Annotated in this window: 20 protein-coding genes and 1 pseudogene; 10 read left to right on the forward strand and 11 right to left on the reverse strand. The window is 63.3% G+C overall.

The window, feature by feature from the left end; genetic code table 11:
* Positions 1 to 90 precede the first annotated feature (90 nt).
* Complete coding sequence (locus PYR64_RS16730; RefSeq protein WP_275776468.1) at positions 91 to 528, reverse strand: hypothetical protein; 438 nt, start codon at positions 526 to 528, stop codon at positions 91 to 93.
* 14 nt (positions 529 to 542) lie between these two features.
* On the reverse strand, positions 543 to 2486 hold the full coding sequence (locus tag PYR64_RS16735) for a primary-amine oxidase (protein WP_275776470.1): 1944 nt from the start codon (positions 2484 to 2486) through the stop codon (positions 543 to 545).
* A gap of 123 nt (positions 2487 to 2609) precedes the next feature.
* On the opposite strand from PYR64_RS16735, the gene PYR64_RS16740 reads away from it, so the two are divergent.
* Complete coding sequence (locus tag PYR64_RS16740) at positions 2610 to 3200, forward strand: TetR/AcrR family transcriptional regulator (protein WP_039243056.1); 591 nt, start codon at positions 2610 to 2612, stop codon at positions 3198 to 3200.
* A 16-nt stretch (positions 3201 to 3216) separates the two neighbouring features.
* On the opposite strand, the gene PYR64_RS16745 is transcribed toward PYR64_RS16740, so the two are convergent.
* Positions 3217 to 3858, reverse strand: coding sequence for a LysE family translocator (locus PYR64_RS16745; RefSeq protein WP_189076277.1), 642 nt, complete (start codon positions 3856 to 3858; stop codon positions 3217 to 3219).
* A 161-nt stretch (positions 3859 to 4019) separates the two neighbouring features.
* Between PYR64_RS16745 and PYR64_RS16750 the strand changes: the two genes are divergently transcribed.
* Positions 4020 to 5432, forward strand: a complete 1413-nt coding sequence (locus PYR64_RS16750; protein WP_275779988.1) for an aldehyde dehydrogenase family protein — start codon at positions 4020 to 4022, stop codon at positions 5430 to 5432.
* Here the strand turns inward: PYR64_RS16750 and PYR64_RS16755 are convergent.
* Complete coding sequence (locus tag PYR64_RS16755) at positions 5422 to 5916, reverse strand: MepB family protein (protein ID WP_039243058.1); 495 nt, start codon at positions 5914 to 5916, stop codon at positions 5422 to 5424. The genes PYR64_RS16750 and PYR64_RS16755 overlap by 11 nt on opposite strands.
* Positions 5917 to 6022: 106 nt before the next feature.
* On the opposite strand from PYR64_RS16755, the gene PYR64_RS16760 reads away from it, so the two are divergent.
* Complete coding sequence (locus PYR64_RS16760; RefSeq protein ID WP_018778233.1) at positions 6023 to 6880, forward strand: prephenate dehydratase; 858 nt, start codon at positions 6023 to 6025, stop codon at positions 6878 to 6880.
* 21 nt (positions 6881 to 6901) lie between these two features.
* Here the strand turns inward: PYR64_RS16760 and PYR64_RS16765 are convergent, their stop codons facing one another.
* The 4 genes and pseudogenes from PYR64_RS16765 to arsB form a co-directional block, all read right to left on the reverse strand.
* Positions 6902 to 8275 carry an NAD(P)-binding domain-containing protein gene (locus tag PYR64_RS16765; RefSeq protein ID WP_189076279.1) on the reverse strand — a complete coding sequence of 458 codons (1374 nt, stop codon included), beginning with the start codon at positions 8273 to 8275 and terminating at the stop codon, positions 6902 to 6904.
* 28 nt (positions 8276 to 8303) lie between these two features.
* A complete protein-coding gene (trxB, locus tag PYR64_RS16770; RefSeq protein WP_189076280.1) occupies positions 8304 to 9281 on the reverse strand; it encodes a thioredoxin-disulfide reductase in 978 nt (325 codons plus the stop codon).
* 66 nt (positions 9282 to 9347) lie between these two features.
* Positions 9348 to 9728, reverse strand: a pseudogene (locus PYR64_RS16775) (arsenate reductase ArsC); the annotation flags it as partial.
* Between the two features lie 14 nt (positions 9729 to 9742).
* A complete protein-coding gene (gene arsB, locus PYR64_RS16780; RefSeq protein WP_189076281.1) occupies positions 9743 to 10843 on the reverse strand; it encodes an ACR3 family arsenite efflux transporter in 1101 nt (366 codons plus the stop codon).
* A 110-nt stretch (positions 10844 to 10953) separates the two neighbouring features.
* Here arsB and PYR64_RS16785 point away from each other — a divergent pair, with 110 nt between their 5' ends.
* Both PYR64_RS16785 and PYR64_RS16790 read left to right on the forward strand, forming a co-directional pair.
* Positions 10954 to 11310 (forward strand): metalloregulator ArsR/SmtB family transcription factor, encoded by a 357-nt coding sequence (locus tag PYR64_RS16785; protein WP_018778228.1) that lies wholly within the window; start codon positions 10954 to 10956, stop codon positions 11308 to 11310.
* The gene (locus tag PYR64_RS16790) at positions 11307 to 11852 is read left to right on the forward strand and encodes a GNAT family N-acetyltransferase (protein WP_324293004.1); all 546 of its coding nucleotides are present in this window, start codon (positions 11307 to 11309) and stop codon (positions 11850 to 11852) included. Before PYR64_RS16785 ends, PYR64_RS16790 begins: the two co-directional genes overlap by 4 nt.
* Here the strand turns inward: PYR64_RS16790 and PYR64_RS16795 are convergent, their stop codons facing one another.
* On the reverse strand, positions 11853 to 14027 hold the full coding sequence (locus tag PYR64_RS16795; RefSeq protein WP_079581905.1) for an efflux RND transporter permease subunit: 2175 nt from the start codon (positions 14025 to 14027) through the stop codon (positions 11853 to 11855). It abuts the gene before it with no gap.
* A 168-nt stretch (positions 14028 to 14195) separates the two neighbouring features.
* Between PYR64_RS16795 and PYR64_RS16800 the strand changes: the two genes are divergently transcribed.
* The 5 genes from PYR64_RS16800 (at position 14196) to PYR64_RS16820 (ending at position 18269) form a co-directional block, all read left to right on the forward strand.
* Positions 14196 to 14717, forward strand: a complete 522-nt coding sequence (locus PYR64_RS16800) for a MarR family transcriptional regulator (protein WP_018778225.1) — start codon at positions 14196 to 14198, stop codon at positions 14715 to 14717.
* Positions 14718 to 14771: 54 nt separating this feature from the next.
* The gene (locus PYR64_RS16805; protein WP_018778224.1) at positions 14772 to 15587 is read left to right on the forward strand and encodes a class I SAM-dependent methyltransferase; all 816 of its coding nucleotides are present in this window, start codon (positions 14772 to 14774) and stop codon (positions 15585 to 15587) included.
* A gap of 90 nt (positions 15588 to 15677) precedes the next feature.
* Entirely contained in the window at positions 15678 to 16037 is a 360-nt protein-coding gene (locus PYR64_RS16810) for a YciI family protein (RefSeq protein ID WP_018778223.1), read from the forward strand.
* A gap of 18 nt (positions 16038 to 16055) precedes the next feature.
* The gene (locus tag PYR64_RS16815; RefSeq protein ID WP_275776477.1) at positions 16056 to 17267 is read left to right on the forward strand and encodes a DUF6596 domain-containing protein; all 1212 of its coding nucleotides are present in this window, start codon (positions 16056 to 16058) and stop codon (positions 17265 to 17267) included.
* 18 nt (positions 17268 to 17285) lie between these two features.
* Positions 17286 to 18269, forward strand: coding sequence for an aldo/keto reductase (locus PYR64_RS16820; RefSeq protein WP_275776479.1), 984 nt, complete (start codon positions 17286 to 17288; stop codon positions 18267 to 18269).
* On the opposite strand, the gene PYR64_RS16825 is transcribed toward PYR64_RS16820, so the two are convergent.
* The gene (locus PYR64_RS16825; protein ID WP_144401333.1) at positions 18254 to 18700 is read right to left on the reverse strand and encodes a hypothetical protein; all 447 of its coding nucleotides are present in this window, start codon (positions 18698 to 18700) and stop codon (positions 18254 to 18256) included. The genes PYR64_RS16820 and PYR64_RS16825 overlap by 16 nt on opposite strands.
* Complete coding sequence (locus PYR64_RS16830) at positions 18697 to 18888, reverse strand: hypothetical protein (RefSeq protein ID WP_189076286.1); 192 nt, start codon at positions 18886 to 18888, stop codon at positions 18697 to 18699. Before PYR64_RS16830 ends, PYR64_RS16825 begins: the two co-directional genes overlap by 4 nt.
* Positions 18889 to 18964: the final 76 nt, after the last annotated feature.

The following is an 18964-nucleotide window of genomic DNA, read 5'->3' on the forward strand; positions in this document are numbered from 1 at the left end:
CTCGTCGCTTCCTGACCTTCTTTTTGCCCTGGAGCGACGGAAAATCAGCCTTTTAGGGTTGGGGTTCCGTGCTTCTGGCGGCAAAGAGGGTCAGGACGCTACAGCCGCTCGACGCCTCAGGCGCGCCACCAGCGTGGCGGCGAGCAACGCCGTCGTGATTTCCAGTCCGATGACCAGCAGCAGTTGCGCTGCGCCGGACGTATCAACAGCGTTCGACGACGGCCTGCCGCCGTGGGCGTGTCCGGCACCGCCCGCTCCCAGCAGCAGGACGGCGTGCAGTCCCACCATGGCGAGGGCGGAGATGGTCACTTGATGGAGCGCGCCCACCCTGCTGTGGCGCCAAATGTGGACTGTGCACGGAATGCAGACAGCGGCCAGGGCGATCATGAGGATGCCCAGCCAGGCGTCGTGGTGCCCCGAAGCCGCGAGCCAGAGATGCACGGCGCAGGAGACAGCTGTCAGTGCCGCGCAGAGGCGGGGATGGAAGACGGGCCCGGCTGACCGGACCCGTCCTGCCGTCGTTGTCATGGCTTCGCGGCCCTTTAGTGGCAGTGACCGGCAGGCTCGCCGGAATCACCGGCTGCGCTGTGGCAGCTTGAGCCTGAGGTGTTGGCCGGCACGTCCAGGACTGGGCTGCGGTCGAAGAAGCCCTCGGGCCGAAGCTTGAAGCCAACGGTGTCCACAGGCATGATGGGCCAGTCCTCCACGCGCGGGAAGTGCGTGAGGCCGAAGGTGTGCCAGAGGACGATGTCCTGGCCGTCGATGTCACGGTCCTGGGCGACGTAGGCCGGGAGGCCGGCGCCACCGGCGTGCTGGTTCACGAAATCGCCCGTGGGGTAGCGCTCCTCATCGGCGTAGCGGGTGACCCATACGTCCTTGGTGGCGAAGGCCGCGCGCTTGGCGATGGAGGAGCCGGGATCGGCCAGCAACGTGGGCTGGTTCTCGGAGTGGAGCTTGTAGCCGACCGGTTCACCGAGACGGTTCTTGGACTCCGGGTTGGAGATGATCCAGGTGCGGCCACTGCGGGCATCGGCTTCCCGGACGGCCTGCGATTCTTTGGTCAGGAGCGTGCGCTTGCGGGAGAACGCGTTGCCGCGCTCGTTGCCTTCGCCCATGGCCTGGCGGACCACGTCTTCTTCTTCCACACGGTTGGTGAAGCCGTCGATGGCCATGTCCAGGCGGGCGCTGAAGAGGTGCTGGTGGAACGGTGCGCCGAGGCCGGGGGCCAGTTGCGAGATGTTGTCAGAGCCGCCTTCCGGGAAGGCACTGGTGAACACGACGCCGGTCGCCTTCGCCTCGAACTCGATGGTGCCGTCCAGGTAGAGGTACCAGTAGAAACCGTAGTCGTAGTTGCCGATGGTGGTGAAGAAGGAGATCACCAAGCGCCGGTTGCGGCGGGTGTAGTTGATGCCGGTCCAGAGGTCGGAGTGCTTGGACAGGATGCCCCAGTCTTCCTCGTGCATGCAGATGCCGTTGCGGATCTCGCGGGGGTTGCCGAAGGCGTCACTGATGACCGGGCTGAGATAGGTAATGTCACCCAGGCAGTCACAGCCCAGTTCCAGCGAGTTGGCGTACTGGCCCACCAGGTATTCGCCGGTGTCGAAGTAGTTCTGCCACGACCGGATAGGCGAAGGGTCACCGTAGGGAACCACCATCTCGGCGATGGAACCGCGATTGATGATGGGGCGCTTCTTCTCGCCGTCCTGGAAGGCAAGGTTGTGGAGGACCACTCCTTCGCGGACATCGAAGCCGACGTCCACGCTCCACTTTTCCCACTCGACATGGTTACCGCCGGTGACCGTGAAGCTCGGGCCTTCGGGCTGGGTGATGCTGATGGGTTTCTGCGTTTCCCTCAGCGGGCCTGTCAGTTCAGGATCCGTGTAGTTTCCGTGTTCTGCCGGGATGGGCATGGCTCCGAGGTCGATGACCTGGGTGACTTCCTTGTTCACGACATCGACGTACGCAACCAGCCCATCGACGGGGTGGGCCCAGGCGCTGTCCTCGGGGAAGTCCTGTACGAAGGCCAGGCCGCGGAGGATGCGGCGGCCTTTCTCTTCCGCGTACTCAAAAACACCCGCGGACAACGGAGCGACGCGAACCTTTTCCACGTCCAGGTCCCGGGCGGCGAGGGCTGCCAGCCAGCGCTCATCTGTGGCGAGGAGCGTTTCCACTACCTCAAACTCTTCCTCCAGCACGGGAAGTTCGCCGGAGACCTTGGTGTCCAGTTCCTTGGCAATGAGGATTTCGCCGCGTGTCACCGAAACCAGGACGTCCGTGGGTGCTCCGCCGGAGATGTCGTGGATGAACACGCGGAACCGGCGGTCTGCCTCTGCCTGCCCACGGGAAGGATCCACCAGTCCCAGGTAGGCGATCCGCTTTTCGGAACCAAGGTGTCCGGCGGCCCGCAGGATTGCCTGGACCTCGGAGATCTCGGCACCCGTGGCCAGGCGGTACTGGGTGGCTGTCTCAGTTGCTGTGGGCGTCATGGCTGCCTCTTGTCCGGGACCTATGATGGGTCGGGATTTATTTTCTATAGGTGTAGAGAATAACCAAAACGTAAGATGGGTCACAAGACCTTTCCGCCAATTATTTTTCCGGGAGCCCAGCCAGTGCCAAAGATTGTGGACCACGATCAACGACGCCTCGAACTGGTGGATGCAACATGGCGGATCATCGCAAGGCTCGGCATGGAAGGCGCCACCATGCGGGAAATAGCAGAGGAAGCAGGCTTCGCCAACGGCGCCCTCAAGCCCTACTTCCCCACCAAGGACCTGCTGCTGACATCCGCTTTCGGACACGTTTTCAACCGCACCAACCAACGCATCGCCACCATGACCGAGGGACTCTCAGGGGTGGCGGCCCTCCGCGCATTCTGCGCCGAAGTCCTGCCCCTGGACGAGGAACGCGTCAACGAAGCCCGCATCGTCATCCCGTTTTGGCAGAAGGCACTCAACGACGCCGACATGGCCGCCCTCCACAGCGAGTCCATGAGCCAGTGGCACACCACCATCACGGCCCACTGTGCAGCAGCCCGGGCGGCCGGTGAGATCGCTACCCCCATCGGGGACGCCGCCGTCGCCGATCACCTGCTGAACATGATGCTGGGCGCGCAGATCGTGGCCGCGTTATCGCCGGACGAACACTTCTCGCAGGACCTTGAGGGGCAGTTGGACAATTACCTGGCGCTGCTTGCCGCGTAGGCAGCAGGCGGCGCCGCTAGCTCGTGGCGCCCGACGCCACCACGCCGACTCCCAGCCCGGCGATCACGCCGCTGCTGACACGCTCGACGACGGTGCTCACCTTGGGCCGCTTAAGCCACCGCATCGCTTTGAACGCCACAACGGCGATCATCGAGAGATACGCGAAGGCGATGACGGCCACCACCACGCCCAAAATGAGCGACGTGCCCATGGTGTCGCCGCCATGCGGGATGAACTGGGGAACTACCGCCAAGTAGAAGAGGCCAACCTTCGGATTGAGGAGCGTCGACAAGGCTCCGGCGCCCAAAGCCGAGAGACGACTGTACGGGAGTGGCTCGTTGGCACCCTCCCCGGCGGCAGCTGATTTGGCGGCCTTCCGCGACTTGATGAACGACGACACCCCCAGGTACAGCAAGTACAAGCCGCCTGCGATCTTGACCCAGCGGAACAGTTCCGCTGACTGCTCCAGGATGGCGGCCAAACCCACGCCCACCAAGGCAGCCCAGGCAATCGCGCCCATGGCGGATCCAGCCGCTGCCGCAATGCCTGCGCTGGGCCTGTTCAATGCGATGCGCAGGACAAGGAAGGTGTCCGGGCCGGGCGTTACGGACAGGACCAGGCAGAGACCGGCGAAGGCTGCGAGGGAAGCAAGAGTCACAAGCACGATTATCAGCCACTCGGCAGCACGGGCAAAGCGTTCACTTCCCGTCAAGGGCTGTTCGTGCAAAGACAAGGCCGCGTCGCGTGATGCCAACCACACTGGAAACATCGCCGCGTGCCTCACTGGCCGCCAAGACTTACTACCCGAGCGGAGTACCAATGGAGACTTACGACGCCCTGCTGGCCTCGATTACCCCGGCCCCCGGCCAAGACCGCCGCACCATTTTCGACCCTGCGACGGGCGAGGCTGTCGGCGATGCGCCCGTTCACACCGTCGAGGACCTCCAGCATGCGGTTGATGCCGCCGCTGCCGCCCAACCTGCCTGGGCTGCCTTGGGCGACGACGCCAGGTCAGCTGCGCTCATGAAGGCAGCCGACGCCGTCGAGCGTTCCGCTGAAGAACTCGCCCAGCTGCTCTCCCGCGAGCAGGGCAAGCCGCTGAACGGCCCGAACGCCCGCTTCGAAGTCGGTGCCTGCGCCGCTTGGCTCCGCGCCACGGCCGCGACGCCGCTGGATCCCGAGACAGTAGTGGACGACGGCGAGACCCGCGCCGAGCTGCACTACCGTCCCATCGGCGTCGTGGGTGCCATTGGCCCGTGGAACTGGCCCATGATGATCACCGTGTGGCAGATCGCCCCGGCCCTGCGCATGGGCAATGCCGTGGTGGTCAAGCCTTCCGAATACACTCCGCTGTCTGTGCTGGCGTTGGCCTCCATCATCAATCAGGAAGTGCCTGAAGGACTGCTGTCCGTGGTCTCCGGCGGCCGCGACGTCGGCGAAGCGCTGGCCTCGCACGACGCCATCGGCAAGGTCATGTTCACCGGCTCCACCGCCACGGGCAAGGCGATCATCCGTTCGTCGGCCGATACCGTCAAGCGGCTCACGCTGGAACTCGGCGGCAACGACGCCGGTATCGTCCTGCCGGACTCCGACCCCAAGGCCATCGCTGAAGGGCTGTTCTGGGGGGCTTTCATCAACACCGGCCAGACCTGCGCCGCCCTGAAGCGCCTGTACGTGCACGAGTCCCAGTACGAAGCCGTCTGCTCAGAGCTTGCAGCTGTTGCTGCTGCCATGCCGATGGGCAACGGTCTGGATGAGAACAACGTCCTGGGCCCGCTGCAGAACCGGCAGCAGTACGACATCGTGGCCCGCCTGGTTGAAGCCGCCCGCGATTCCGGTGCGCGCGTGTTGATCGGCGGCAACCCCGACGCCGACCAGCCCGGCAACTTCTACCCGACCACCCTGGTGGCGGACATCGATAACGACAACCCGCTGGTGGCTGAAGAACAGTTCGGACCCGCGCTGCCGATCATCAAGTACAGCACCGTTGACGAGGCCGTCGCCAAGGCGAACGCGCTCGACGTCGGACTGGGCGCCTCCGTCTGGTCATCCGACTTGGGTGCCGCCCGGGAAGTCGCCTCACGGATCCAGGCCGGCACTGTATGGATCAACAAGCACGGCGCCGTAGACCCACGCATCCCGTTCGGCGGTGCGAAGCAGTCCGGCTACGGCCTGGAATTCGGCGCCGAAGGCCTCAAGGCCCTGGGAGTGCCCCAGATCATCAACGGCTGACTCCACCGGCCGGGGCAGGCCCCGCTGCGCATGTCGACGGTAGCTCGACAAACGCAGCGGCCTGCCCGCGCTGGGTGCGCAGCGCCTGGGGATTCAGTTCAGTGCACCACGGTGGATAGACCCGGAAGCCGCGTTTGCCCTGACTCGGGCCGGAACTGACATAGCCCAGTGAGATCAACTGTTCAGGGGTGAACCGGAATACTCCGAAACGCTCACCGTCCTCCACGAAGACGAGCAGGCCTGACAACGACTCCGCCGCGGTGAACGGGCGGGTTGAACCACTGACGTCCCGCTTCCACACCGCCACAAAAGCACCCGGTTTCGTCGGCGTGATCCGCGCAGTCCGTATGCGCCACTGCTGTCCGGCGATCAACGCAACTCCGGATTCATAGTCGCTGTTCTGCTCTTCCGCGTGGACAATGCCGCTGGAATCATCAGGAACCGGCTGCCGGGCTACGAAGCGCTCAAAGGCGTGGAAGTTCACCTGTCGAACCCTACAGGCCACGAAAGCTGTTCCTCGCCCCCGCTTGTCCAGTCACAGGTTGGACGCGGTTGGGTCGCCGGACGCTCACCGTGTAACCATGAGCAGCATGGCCCAAAAGATTGCGTACCAAGGCGAGCCCGGAGCCAATTCGGATCTCGCATGTAAGGAAATGTTCCCCGAGCTTGAAAGCGTCCCATGCGCCAGCTTTGAGGACGCGTTTGAACTGGTCTCCAATGGAGACGTCGATCTGGCCATGATCCCCATCGAGAACTCCATCGCTGGACGAGTGGCCGACATCCACGTGCTGCTCCCCCAGTCGAAACTCCAGATCGTCGGCGAGTACTTCCTGCCGATCCACTTTGACCTGATGGGAATCCCAGGCAGCACCATTGAGGACGCCACCGAGGTCCACAGCCACATCCATGCGCTGGGTCAGTGCCGCAGGATTATCCGCGAAGCCGGGCTCAAGCCTGTCATTGCCGGGGACACAGCGGGATCAGCCCGCGAAGTCAGCGAGTGGAATGATCCGCGCAAACTGTCGCTGGCTCCGCCGCTTGCCGCCAAACTGTACGGACTGGACGTGCTTGCCTCCGGCGTCGAAGACAACCCAAGCAACACCACCCGCTTTGTTGTCCTGGCCCGGGAACGCGAACTTCCCACCAAGGAAGAACTCCCCGGTCCCGCAATCACCAGCTTCGTCTTCCGGGTACGCAACGTTCCCTCAGCCCTCTACAAGGCATTGGGTGGATTCGCGACCAACGGCCTCAACATGACCCGTTTGGAAAGCTATATGGTGGGCGACGAGTTCGCGGCAACCATGTTCCTGTCCGACGTGGAGGGGCACCCCGAGGACGCCCGCCTGCGCCGTGCGCTGGAGGAATTGGAGTTCTTCACCACGGAAGTGCGCGTCCTCGGCGTCTACGCAGCAGATGCCTACAGGGAACGGAACACGGTCAGCGCCTGAACCGGTTGATGGCCGCAGCGGCTAGGCTCCGGAACGACCGTGGGCCAGCCCGGTCGGAATGCCGATGAGCACCGGCTCCGGAGCGGAGCAGCAACTGTTGGAATCATCCTCCGCAGATGCAGCGGCAACAGCAGGAACGTCACAACTGGTGCCGGCATCGGACGAACACACGCCGGTTTCCGGTAGTTCCAAGTGCACGGTGTCGGCTGCCACTCGATCCCCTGCCAGCGCCGCCGCCACGGAGCGGACCTGCTCGTAGCCGGTAGCCAACAGGAATGTGGGAGCACGGCCGTAGGACTTCATGCCCACAATGTAGAAGTCCTTCTCCGGGTGCGAAAGAACCTTGGCGCCGTGCGGCGGAACAGTGCCGCAGGAATGGAACTCGGGATCGATGAGCGGCCCCAGTTCAGTAGGCGCCTCAACAGCCGGGTCCAGATCCAGGCGCAGCTCACGGAGCATATCCAGGTCCGGGCGGAATCCAGTACAAGGCACGACGACGTCTGCCACCAGGTCGCGTCCGTCGCCGGACTTTACGGTCACGCCGTGCTCGGCATCGGTCAGCGAGCTGATGCCAAAGCCCATGTGGAGTTCTATCGTTCCGGCGTCGACCAAGCGGCGAAGACGGGAGCCAAGTTGTCCGCGCGCGGGCAGTCCATCGGCATGTCCGCCACCGTAGGCTTTCTCTGCCGAGGCTCCCCGGACAGCCCAAAGAATACGTGTCCCCGGTTCTTCCTTGGCCAGTTCCGCAAGGTTGATCAAAGTATTCGCCGCGGAGTGCCCCGCACCGACCACCAGGACCCGGCGTCCAGCGAAGGAATGCCGGTCCCGCCCTGAGACGTCGGGAAGGGATGATGAAATCCTGTCAGAGGCGCGGTCCTCACCGATGGCAGGCAGGCCCGACATCCCCAGCGGGTTACGCCTTGACCATGTGCCTGAGGCATCGATGACCGCCGAAACGGCGTAGTCGTGTACCTCCCCCGCGGTATCTAGAACGCGCACAACAAAGGGGGTCGTGTCGCGGTTGCGCCCTTGGGTCTTGTCCAGGCCGCTACGGGTGACGGCGAGAACCCGGGCTCCCGTCCGGAGCCGGGAAGCGATCGCCGGGATGGCGGACAACGGGGCAAGGTAGTTGTCGATGAGTTCGCCGCCGTAGGGAAGCGCAGTCAGCCGCGGTGATTCCCAACCCGTGGGTTCAAGCAGGCGGACGGCCGCGGCGTCGAGGTTGAATCGCCATGGCGAGAACAACCGGATGTGGCGCCATTGTTCAATGGCCGCACCTGCCGTTGCTCCGGCTTCGAAGATCAGCGGGTCCAGGCCGCGCTCGAGCAGGTGGGCTGCTGCAGCCAATCCGACGGGACCCGCACCGATTACGGCGACGGGAAGGTTTTCAACCATGAGTGACTCATACCTCCATTGGTATTGCTCAGAAGTGGGTTGGCTCTTCGACCAGTGCTGTTGCGATGCTGTCCGCATCATCCAGGGCGGCCAGGTACCGTTCGGCGTCCAAGGCAGCCGCGCAGCCCGTGCCGGCCGCTGTGATGGCTTGCCGATAGCGGTGATCCACCGCGTCGCCGCATGCGAAGACACCCGACAAGTTGGTCAGCGTGGTGGGCGACTCCACCTTGATGTAGCCCTCCTCGTCGAGGTCCACCTGGCCCGCGACGAGCTCGGTGCGCGGCAGGTGGCCAATGGCAACGAAGATGCCTGTAGCCCCCTGCTCCCGGGTTTCGCCGGTACGGGTGTCCGTGAGGGTCACGCCAGTTACTTTGCTGTCGCCGTGGATCTTGGTGATGGCCGAGTTCCAGGCGAACGTGATTTTCGGATTGTCCTTGGCGCGCTGGGCCATGATGCGGGATGCCCGCAATTCACCCTTCCGGACCACCACTGTCACGGACTTGCCGAAGCGCGTGAGGAACGTGGCCTCCTCCATGGCTGAGTCCCCGCCACCAACCACGATGATGTCCTGTTCGCGGAAGAAGAAGCCGTCACAGGTGGCACACCAGGACACACCGTGTCCGCTGAGCTTCTTCTCCTCCGGGAGGCCCAGCTCCTTGTACGCGGAACCGGTGGCAAGGATGACGGCCGGAGCCTCGTGGGTCTCACCCGCCCCGGTGACCACCCGCTTCAGGTGACCTCTGAGTTCAACTTCCGTGACGTCGTCGAACACTATGCGGGCGCCGAACTTTTCGGCCTGTTCCTGGAGACCGTCCATGAGCTCGGGACCTTGGATGCCTGCCGGGAAACCGGGGAAGTTCTCCACTTCGGTGGTGTTCATCAGGGCGCCGCCGGCCGTAACTGAACCTGCCAGGACCAGGGGGTTCAGGCCTGCCCGGGCGGCATAAATGGCGGCCGTGTACCCCGCGGGGCCGGACCCGATGATGATCAATTGTTCGTTGCTCACGGGTGTCTCTCCTGTTTCTCGGGGTTTACTTGCTGCAGGGATCAATGAGGCGATCAGGTCCTCGATACGTGTCTTGATTTCGTCGCGGATCGGGCGGACTGCGTCCAGGCCTTGGCCTGCGGGGTCTTCCAAAACCCAGTCCTCGTAGCGCTTTCCTGGAAAATACGGGCACTCGTCGCCGCATCCCATGGTGATGACGACGTCGGACTCCTTGACCGCCTCCGTGGTGAGGACCTTTGGTATCTCGGCGGACATATCGATGCCAAGTTCAGACATGGCTTCGACGGCAGCAGGGTTGACTTTGTCCGCGGGCTGCGAACCGGCGGAGCGGACTTCGATGGCTCCGTCGGAGAGCGTCGTGAGGAATGCTGCGGCCATCTGGGAGCGTCCCGCGTTATGGACGCAGACGAACAGGACTGAAGGCTTCTTGGCGTTTTCGGTGGTCATGGTTTCCTCGAAGGTCAGGCAGCGATGGTGGTGGAAGGAAAATAGCGCTCGCGCGCCCAGAGGGCTACATACACAAGTGCAACAAGGACGGGTACTTCAATCAAGGGCCCGACGACGCCGGCGAGGGCTTGGCCCGAGGTTACGCCAAAGGTTCCGATCGCTACGGCGATGGCGAGTTCGAAGTTGTTGCCGGCGGCCGTGAAAGCGAGGGTGGTGGATTTGGCGTAGCCGAGGTTCAGCAGGCGGCCTGTCAGCATCCCGGCGCCGAACACCACCAGGAAGTAGACCAGCAACGGCAAAGCAATGCGGAGAACATCCATCGGCCGGGACATGATGGTGCCGCCCTGGAGCGCGAACAGAAGTGTGATGGTGAAAAGGAGGCCGTAGAGCGCCCACGGACCAATCCTGGGCAAGAGGACGTCCTCGTACCAGATGCGTCCTTTGGCCTTCTCGCCAATGACCCGGGTGAGGAAGCCGGCGAGCAGCGGTATACCAAGGAAGACGAGAACTGAGAGCGTGATGGCCCAGAAGGAGAAATCGGCAGCGGTGGTGGGAAGACCAAGAAGGGAGGGCAGCCACTGGAGGTAGAACCAGCCAAGGCCCCCGAATGCGACCACTTGGAAGACTGAGTTGATGAAGACAAGAACGGCAGCGGATTCACGGTCTCCGCACGCGAGGTCGTTCCAGATCATCACCATGGCGATGCAGCGTGCCAAACCCACAATGATCAAGCCCGTCCGGTATTCCGGCAGATCGGGGATGAACAACCACGCGAGCGCAAACATGAAGGCAGGGGCCAGAACCCAGTTGATCACCAGCGAGGTGACCATCAACTTGCGGTCGGCCAGCACCCGGTGTGCCTGGTCGTAGCGGACTTTGGCGAGAACCGGGTACATCATCACCAGCAGGCCCAGGGCGATAGGCAACGAGACTTCGCCGATCTTCACGCCCTCCAGGGCAGTATTCAGCCCCGGAATGAGACCGCCCAGAAGCAAGCCCAGGACCATGGCGGCGATTATCCAGAGGGGGAGGAAACGGTCAACGGCCGAAAGCTTTCCCACGACGGCGGCGCCCTGGTTCACCTCACGGGCTGCGGTTTTCGTCGGGGTGCTCACGTGGCTCCTGATCTCGATGCCCGCTATCGACGGGGCAGAACATTGATGAACTTCGATATTGAGTATGTCCGGCTATATCGATGCTTGTCAATGTATGGCACCATGGGTGTATGAAGTCCGGGCCTGTTCTTGAGTTGACACAAGTAGAAGCGGAAGAGTGCTGCGAGCCGTCGGGGCCGTCGTCCATCGACGAATACGAGGCTCAACTCCGGGCATCGGTATTCAAAGCCCTTGCGGACCCCAACCGCTTGCGCCTTTTGTCCATCGTCAAGGGTTCGGAAGGAGGCGAAGCCTGCGTGTGCGACCTCACCGGGCCACTGAGCCTCGGCCAGCCCACAGTGTCCCACCACCTTAGAATCCTCGTGGATGCGGGCCTCCTCCACCGCGAGAAGCGCGGCACCTGGGCTTATTACTCCATGGTCCCCGGCGCAATGGAACGGACCAGCAGCCTCCTGGAAAGCCTGTGACTTTCCCGGTCACCGCCGGCGCACACTCCAGCGACGGCGCACGGCTAGTTATACGTCCGATGACGGGACAGGATTGGCCTGGAGTGAGGGAGATCTTCACAGCCGGAATCGAGTCCGGGCACGCCACCTTCGAAGCCAACGCTCCGGAATGGGAGCAATTCGACGCTTCGCGTTTGAAGGAACACCGGCTGGTTGCTGATGTGGACGGCGTGGTGCTGGGCTGGGCCGCGGTTTCGGCGGTGTCGTCCCGGGCCGCTTACGCCGGCGTCGTGGAGCATTCCATCTACGTTGCCCGGGAAGCCAGGGGCTTGGGCGTTGGGAAGAACCTCCTCCGGGCACTGATCGTCTCCACGGAGAGTGCCGGCATCTGGACCATCCAAGCCAGCGTGTTCCCCGAGAACGAAGCCAGCCTTCGGCTCCACACAGCCGAAGGCTTCGTCGTTGTCGGACGCCGGGAGCGCATCGCCCGCATGCCTGGAGGTCCCCGCGTCGGTCAGTGGCGTGACACCGTCCTGATTGAGCGCCGGTCGCGGCAGGTGTAACTACCTCCCCACCGGCGCTTCTTCCTCTTCACGGGCCCCGGCCGAAGGTGCCGAAGATTCACGGGCCAGCTTGCCCGGCCACCAGATCCTGCTGCCGATGTCATAGGCGAGCGCGGGCACCAGCAGCGAGCGGACCAGCACGGTATCCAGCAGCACGCCGAAGGCCACGATAAATGCCAGCTGCACCAGGAACATGATGGGGATGACGCCCAATGCCGCGAACGTAGCTGCCAGAACCACACCGGCGGAAGTGATGACCCCGCCAGTAACGCCCAAGCCGCGGAGGATGCCTGGGCGGGTTCCGTGCTTCAACGACTCTTCGCGGACCCGGCTCATCAGGAAGATGTTGTAGTCCACACCCAAGGCAACAAGGAACACGAAGCCGAACAGCGGCACGGTGGCATCGGCTCCGGAGAATCCGAAGAACCCGTTGAACACCCACGCCGAGACGCCCATCGCGGCACCGTAGGAGAGCACCACGGAGAGCACCAGCAGCACAGGTGCTACCACGGAGCGCAGAAGGAGCATCAGGATGAAGAGGATGACCACCAGGACGATCGGAATGATGACCACGAGGTCGCGCTGGGCAGTGGTGTTGGTGTCCAGCGCTGTGGCTGTCACCCCGCCCACCAATGCCCCGGAGTCAACCTCGCGTACTGATGACCGCAATTCCTTCACGGCGTTTTCGGCTTCGATGGAGTCCGCCGCTGAGTCCAGGGTGGCGTTGATGAGGACCCGGCCGTCGCGGACGGCGGGATCGGAAGGAGTTCCCGGCGCTCCGGTAATGGGGACGTTTCCTTCGGCCAAAAGGTAGGCGTCACCAACTCCGTTGGCTGCTTTGACCTTGTCCAGGACCTGCTGCGCGGAACTTTGCGAGGCGACGACGACGGCGGGGCTGCCGCTGCCGGCGTCGAAATGGCGCGCCAAAGCTTCCTGGCCGTCGACGGCGTCGGACTTGGCCAAAATGACGTCCGTCTGCGGCACACCGTTTGCCTTCAGCTGCAACACACCTGTGGCAGCGACCAGGAGCAGCAACACCGACGCCACCCAGACAACGCGGGGACGTCGTGAAACCAGACGGCCCGTGGCGCGCCACAGACCCTTTTGCCCCTCAAGTCCGGTGACAATCTCAGGTTCGCGTTCGTCGTCGGGCAGGAGCTTGGGGCGGAAGGGCCAGAAGGCGGCGCGGCCCAGCAGCGCCATCAAGGCGGGCAGGAGCGTGAGCGCGGCGAACAATGAGCAGAGAATGCCTGCCGCCGCTACGGGACCGAGTGCTTTGTTGGAATTCAGGTCTGAGAAGAGCAGGCAGAGCAGGGCGATGATCACTGTGGCACCCGATGCGAGGATCGGCTCGAAGGACGCCTTCCAAGCTGTCAGGACTGCCTGCGTCCGGTTGCTGGTGTGGGTCAGGGCCTCACGGAAGCGGGCCACGAACAGCAGCGCGTAGTCGGTGGCCGCGCCGATCACCAGGATGGACAGGATGCCCTGGCTTTGCCCGTTGAGCTGGATCCAGCCCATCTTGGCCATGGCGAAGACCAGCAGTATTGCGGCGCATAAGGCGAACACCGAGGTGAAGAGTACTGCCAGCGGGAGCACCACCGAGCGGTAGACCAGAAGCAGGATCACGAACACGGCGCCCAAGGCGACCAACAGCAGGATGCCGTCAATGCCGCCGAATGCGTTGACCAGGTCGGCGGTCAATCCGGCAGGGCCTGTGACGAAGGCCTTCATTCCGTCCGGGGCGCCCGGCTGCACGACGTCGCGCAGTTCCTTCACCACGTCCCGTATTTCATCGGTGGAAGCGATCGGAACGATGTACTGGACGGCTTTTCCGTCTTCAGACGGAATAGGCCCGACGACGGCGCTCCCCAGCTTGAGTGCCTCGATGTCGGTTTTCAGTTTGGCTGCTTCGCCCAGTTGGGCCGGGGTGAACGCTGCATCGTTTTCGAGGATGACCACCGCGGGGATCTCTTCGGAGTCGCGGAACTTGGCCTGCCAGTCGCCGGCTTCGGTAGCTTCGGCCCCGGCCGGGAGGAAGGAAGCCTGGTCGTTCGATGAGACCTCGTCCAAACGCCCGAAGGTAGGGCCGCCGACTCCTGCAATGCCCAGCCAGGTGATGACCAGCACCACGGGCACCAGCCAGCGTAGCCAGAACGGTACTTTCTTCGGGTTCATGAGTCCTTCTTCTGTGGGGATGCCAGTGCGGGTCTTTATTCCACCATAGATTATCTCCATGATGGAACTATTCCAAGGCCTCAAGGAAAGGAATGCCGGATTCGGGGACTGCGAGGAGTAATATCCGGAAGGCAGCAAACACGAGACGACGCTGGCAGGAGGGCGGACATGTCGGACTCATCAGTCCCGCGCCCCGACGCACGCCCAGGAGCGGATTCCCAAACCGCGGCGCCCCAGGAACTCGTGCGGATCCTCCAGGACTTCACCCTGGAGGCCAACCATTACGTGGACGCAGCCGGCGGGCAGAACGACATGCACCGGACCGACATGAATGCGCTGGCCGTCATCATGCGCCACTCCGCGGCCGGTAAGGTGGTCACGCCCGGCGTGCTCCGTGCCGAACTCCGGCTCAGTTCCCCCGCCACCACCGCCTTGATCGATCGCCTGCACGCCTCCGGACATGTTGTCCGTGAACGCCTGGGAACAGACCGCCGCCAGGTCCAGCTCCACATGACACCCAAGGCGTACCGCGACGGCAGCGCAATGTTCATGCCGCTCGCCATCCGGATGGGCAAGGCGATGGCCGCGTACAGCACCGAAGAACTGGAGCTGGTCCAGCGCTTCATGACCGACATGGTGGAGGCAACCGTCGAAGCCCGCCAACAGGCAACGCACCCGGAACCGAAGTAGCGGCAGTTCAGGCCGTTCCACCAAAACCGGCATGGGTGGTTGTAGCGTTTCCCTATGAACGCGCAGCAGCCTGAAGATGTCTATACCCACGGACACCACGAGTCGGTTGTCCGGGCCCACGCCTCACGGACGGTCGAAAATTCGGCCGCGTTTGTCATCCCGCATCTCACCACCGGGATATCGGTCCTCGACGTCGGCTGCGGACCTGGCAGCATAACGTGCGATTTCGCGGGGCTGGTTGCGCCCGGGCAAGTAATAGGCCTGGACCGGTCTGCCGATATTGTGGCTCAGGCAACCGCACTCGCCGCCGAGCGCGGCGTGGACAACGTGACCTTCCAGACGGGCAACATCTACGATCTCGACTTCGAAGACGAATCCTTCGACCTCGTCCACGCCCACCAGGTCCTCCAGCACCTCACCGACCCCGTCGCCGCGCTGCGCGAGATGCGCCGGGTGGCCAAGCCCGGCGCTATCGTTGCCGTGCGGGACGCCGATTTCCATGGCATGAGCTGGTACCCGGAAGTCCCTGAACTTGATCACTGGATGGAGCTCTACCAGAAGATCGCGCGCCGCAACGGAGCAGAACCCGACGCCGGCCGACGCCTGGTCTCGTGGGCGCAGCAGGCAGGTTTCACACAGGTGGCGCCCACCAGCAGCAACTGGCTCTACGCCACGGCCCAACAGCGCGCCTGGCAATCCCGGGTGTGGAGTGAACGGGTACTGCACTCCGCTTTTGCCGAGCAGGCCTTGGAGTACGGCTTCGCCAACGAGGCCGACCTCGCCCGGATCGCAGCCGGATGGCACCGCTGGGGCGCTACCGAAGACGGCTTTTTCCTCATTCCCAACGGAGAGGTCATCGCCAGGGCCTAGAAAGTTTTGGGACCCATGTAGAAAAGTCCGCCGCTGTTCCGACCCATGGGTGAAGCGCCCACACAGGGCGCCACGTCAAAGGAGTTTGAGATGAAATACATGATCATGATGTTCGGATCGGCCGAGGGCATGATGGAGACCGCCGATCCGGAATGGATCCGGGAAATGATCGGCTTCATGATCCAGATCGACAAGGACCTGACCGAATCCGGCGAACTCGTCTTCAACGCGGGCCTGGCCGACGGCAGCACGGCCAAGCTCGTCAAACAAACCCCGGATGGCGTGATCACCACCGACGGACCCTACGCCGAGGCCAAGGAGTCCTTGGTGGGCTACTGGGTGGTGGATGTTGCCAGTGAGGAACGCGCCGTGGAGATCTGCTCAAGCATTGTGAAATACGCGCAGGTCGTGGAGCTTCGTGCCATCCCGGACGGACCACCGGAGGTCTAGCTGGACTCTGACCGGGACATGCACATCGAGGACCTGCTGCGCACCCTCGCGCCGCAGGTCCTCGGCGTGCTGGCACGCAAGAACGGCCAGTTCGATGCATGCGAAGACGCCGTCCAGGAAGCCCTGCTGGAGGCCGCACTTCAGTGGCCCCATGACATGCCACGTGATCCGAAGGCCTGGCTGACGGCCGTCGCAAACCGAAGGCTTGTGGATATGTGGCGGAGCGAAAGCGCCCGGCGTGCCCGCGAAGAACGTGTGTCGGCCTTGGACGCCGATCACTCCTACCAGTCAGCTCCGGAAGCAGACGACACCCTTACTCTCATGTTCCTTTGCTGCCACCCCGCCTTATCGGCACCGTCGCAACTCGCCCTTACCTTGCGGGCAGTTGGAGGACTCACGACGGCGGAAATCGCCTCGGCTTTCCTGGTCCCCGAAGCGACCATGGGACAACGCATCAGCCGTGCGAAACAGGGGATCCAAAAGGCGGGAGCGACGTTCAGCATGCCGCCGCCTGCCGAGCGGAAGGCGAGGCTCGGCGTCGTACTTCACGTCCTGTACTTGATCTTCAACGAAGGCTACGCAGCGAGTTCGGGTTCGTCGCTGCAGCGCGAGGACCTCACCACGGAGGCCATCCGGCTGACCCGGTTGCTGGTGGCCGCTGTGCCGTCGGAGCCTGAGGCGACCGGGCTGCTGGCGCTTATGCTGCTGACCGATTCCCGTCGCCCGGCACGTGCCATGGCCGATGGAACACCGGTTCCGCTGGCTGAGCAGGACCGGAGCCTGTGGAACCGCGGGCAGATCGATGAGGGCATTGCGTTGTTGTCTTCAGTGCTGGGACGGCGCGCGGCCGGGCCGTACCAACTGCAGGCGGCGATTGCTGCTGTGCACTCCGAAGCGTCCTCGCATGACCAAACCGACTGGCCTCAGATCCTGGCCCTCTACACGGTGCTGGAGGCCGTGGCTCCCAGCCCCGTCGTGACGCTGAACCGTGCGGTTGCGGTGGCGATGGTGAACGGGCCGGCCGCCGGTTTGGAGTTGCTCGCCGGCTTGGATGATGCACTCGGTCGGTCACACCGCCTGGACGCGGTCAGGGCCCATCTGCACGAGATGGCGGGCTCCTTTCCCGAGGCCCGCGCAGCGTTTCTGGACGCAGCAAGGAAAACCCGCAGCCTCCAGGAGCGGCGATACCTGTTGGGCAAAGTCGCAAAGCTGGACTCCACCGGCCCCTGACCCCATATAGTCGGAACCATGGAACAGCGCATACTTGGCAGGACCGGCCGATCCGTTTCAACCGTCGGGCTGGGAACATGGCAACTCGGAGCCGACTGGGGTTCCGTCACTGAAGCGGACGCCTTTGCCGTGCTGGAAGCCTCAGTGGAGCATGGCGTCACGTTCTTCGACACCGCGGACGTCTACGGCGATGGGCGCAGCGAGCAGTTCATTGGACGCTTCCTCAGTGCCCACCCGGAACTGAATGTCACCGTAGCCACCAAAATGGGGCGCAGGGTGGATCAGGTCCCCGAAAATTACACCCTCAAGAACTTCCGCGAATGGACCGATCGTTCGCGCCGCAACCTGCAGCAGGACACCCTGGACCTCGTCCAGCTGCACTGCCCGCCCACCTCTGTTTACAGCAACGATGAAGTGTACGACGCCCTGGATACGCTGGTCAGTGAGGGCGCCATCCGCAACTATGGCGTCAGCGTGGAACGGACAGACGAGGCACTGGAAGCCATCAAGCGCGGCAACACCGCATCCGTGCAGATCATCCTGAACGCCTTCCGCTTGAAGCCGCTTGACGACGTTCTTCCCGCAGCCAAGGAAGCCGGCGTGGGCATCATCGCCCGCGTGCCGCTCGCCTCGGGCCTGCTCTCCGGAAAATACACGCCGGAAACGGAATTCCCTGCCGACGACCACCGGAACTACAACCGCTCCGGCGCTGCTTTCGATGTCGGCGAGACTTTCTCCGGCGTCGATTTCGCCACCGGCGTCAAGGCCGCGCAGGAGTTCAGCGCACTGGTTCCCGACGGCGTCACCACCCCCCAAGCGGCCCTCGCGTGGGTCGTAGCCCAGGACGGCGTCACGTCAGTGATTCCGGGAGCCCGCTCCGCCCAGCAGGCTGCTGCCAACGCGGAAGCCGGAGAGATGAAGGTTGTCGGTGCGGGTCTCGGCGATGGGGTTCGGGATATCTACGACCGTTACTTCCGCGAAGCGATTCACCCGCGCTGGTAGGCGGCAGGCCGGCGTCGCTTGCTGTGAATCGTGTCCGCTGCGATGACCGCGATAAACCCCAATATCAGTGGGGAAATGCCCCCATCAACAAATGCCATGGCCAAGAGACTCGTCCTTGTCGTGTGAACGGTTTCATAAAACAGCAGAGACAGAACCGACGCCAATACCAAGGTGCCAAACACGAGCATCTTTAGACGCCTGTCGACTGCAAGTCTTCGATAGGCAACCGAGGCAGCGAAGCACGCCAGCACGGTGGCGACCTGAAGCTCCCACGGAAAGCGTTTGGCAATTGAGGTGGCCGGGGTGCCGGAGAGATCGAACAAGTACCCACTAAGCATGCCCTCCGTTTGAAGAGCGAGGTAGCCGATCACCAGTACCACCAACACTGAGCCGATGGGCATCACCACTGCTGCGAGTTTTGGTTTTTTCATGTGAACGACTGCTTCAAAGCAAAGAGCAAATTGGAAAAAGTAAATTTGACGGGCGTTGCATCCACATCCGAGGACAGCAGGTAAATGGTGACGGAGCGGCCGCCACACCTGGCGTTTGCGTCCTTATCCAAAACTCGACCACTGACGGTATCAACGGCAATATTCATTCTTGATGATGCAATTTGCATTTCTCTCCATCCCCATTACGGGACCCCCGGTTAGAGAATAATACTGAAGCGCAAAGCGATCAACTATAGTCACCGG

This window comes from Paenarthrobacter sp. Y-19 (assembly GCF_029223985.1).
GTDB classification, from domain to species: domain Bacteria; phylum Actinomycetota; class Actinomycetes; order Actinomycetales; family Micrococcaceae; genus Arthrobacter; species Arthrobacter nicotinovorans.

Excerpts from the sequence above, each read along its gene's own strand:
- PYR64_RS16815 (WP_275776477.1), top strand. The coding sequence starts at position 16,056 with ATGCACATCGAGGACCTGCTGCGCACCCTCGCGCCGCAGGTCCTCGGC.
- PYR64_RS16765 (WP_189076279.1), bottom strand. The coding sequence starts at position 8,275 with ATGGTTGAAAACCTTCCCGTCGCCGTAATCGGTGCGGGTCCCGTCGGA.
- PYR64_RS16810 (WP_018778223.1), top strand. The coding sequence starts at position 15,678 with ATGAAATACATGATCATGATGTTCGGATCGGCCGAGGGCATGATGGAG.
- PYR64_RS16735 (WP_275776470.1), bottom strand. The coding sequence starts at position 2,486 with ATGACGCCCACAGCAACTGAGACAGCCACCCAGTACCGCCTGGCCACG.
- PYR64_RS16760 (WP_018778233.1), top strand. The coding sequence starts at position 6,023 with ATGGCCCAAAAGATTGCGTACCAAGGCGAGCCCGGAGCCAATTCGGAT.
- PYR64_RS16730 (WP_275776468.1), bottom strand. The coding sequence starts at position 528 with ATGACAACGACGGCAGGACGGGTCCGGTCAGCCGGGCCCGTCTTCCAT.
- PYR64_RS16830 (WP_189076286.1), bottom strand. The coding sequence starts at position 18,888 with ATGCAAATTGCATCATCAAGAATGAATATTGCCGTTGATACCGTCAGT.
- PYR64_RS16800 (WP_018778225.1), top strand. The coding sequence starts at position 14,196 with ATGTCGGACTCATCAGTCCCGCGCCCCGACGCACGCCCAGGAGCGGAT.
- PYR64_RS16785 (WP_018778228.1), top strand. The coding sequence starts at position 10,954 with ATGAAGTCCGGGCCTGTTCTTGAGTTGACACAAGTAGAAGCGGAAGAG.
- PYR64_RS16750 (WP_275779988.1), top strand. The coding sequence starts at position 4,020 with ATGGAGACTTACGACGCCCTGCTGGCCTCGATTACCCCGGCCCCCGGC.
- PYR64_RS16795 (WP_079581905.1), bottom strand. The coding sequence starts at position 14,027 with ATGAACCCGAAGAAAGTACCGTTCTGGCTACGCTGGCTGGTGCCCGTG.
- PYR64_RS16805 (WP_018778224.1), top strand. The coding sequence starts at position 14,772 with ATGAACGCGCAGCAGCCTGAAGATGTCTATACCCACGGACACCACGAG.
- PYR64_RS16825 (WP_144401333.1), bottom strand. The coding sequence starts at position 18,700 with ATGAAAAAACCAAAACTCGCAGCAGTGGTGATGCCCATCGGCTCAGTG.
- PYR64_RS16820 (WP_275776479.1), top strand. The coding sequence starts at position 17,286 with ATGGAACAGCGCATACTTGGCAGGACCGGCCGATCCGTTTCAACCGTC.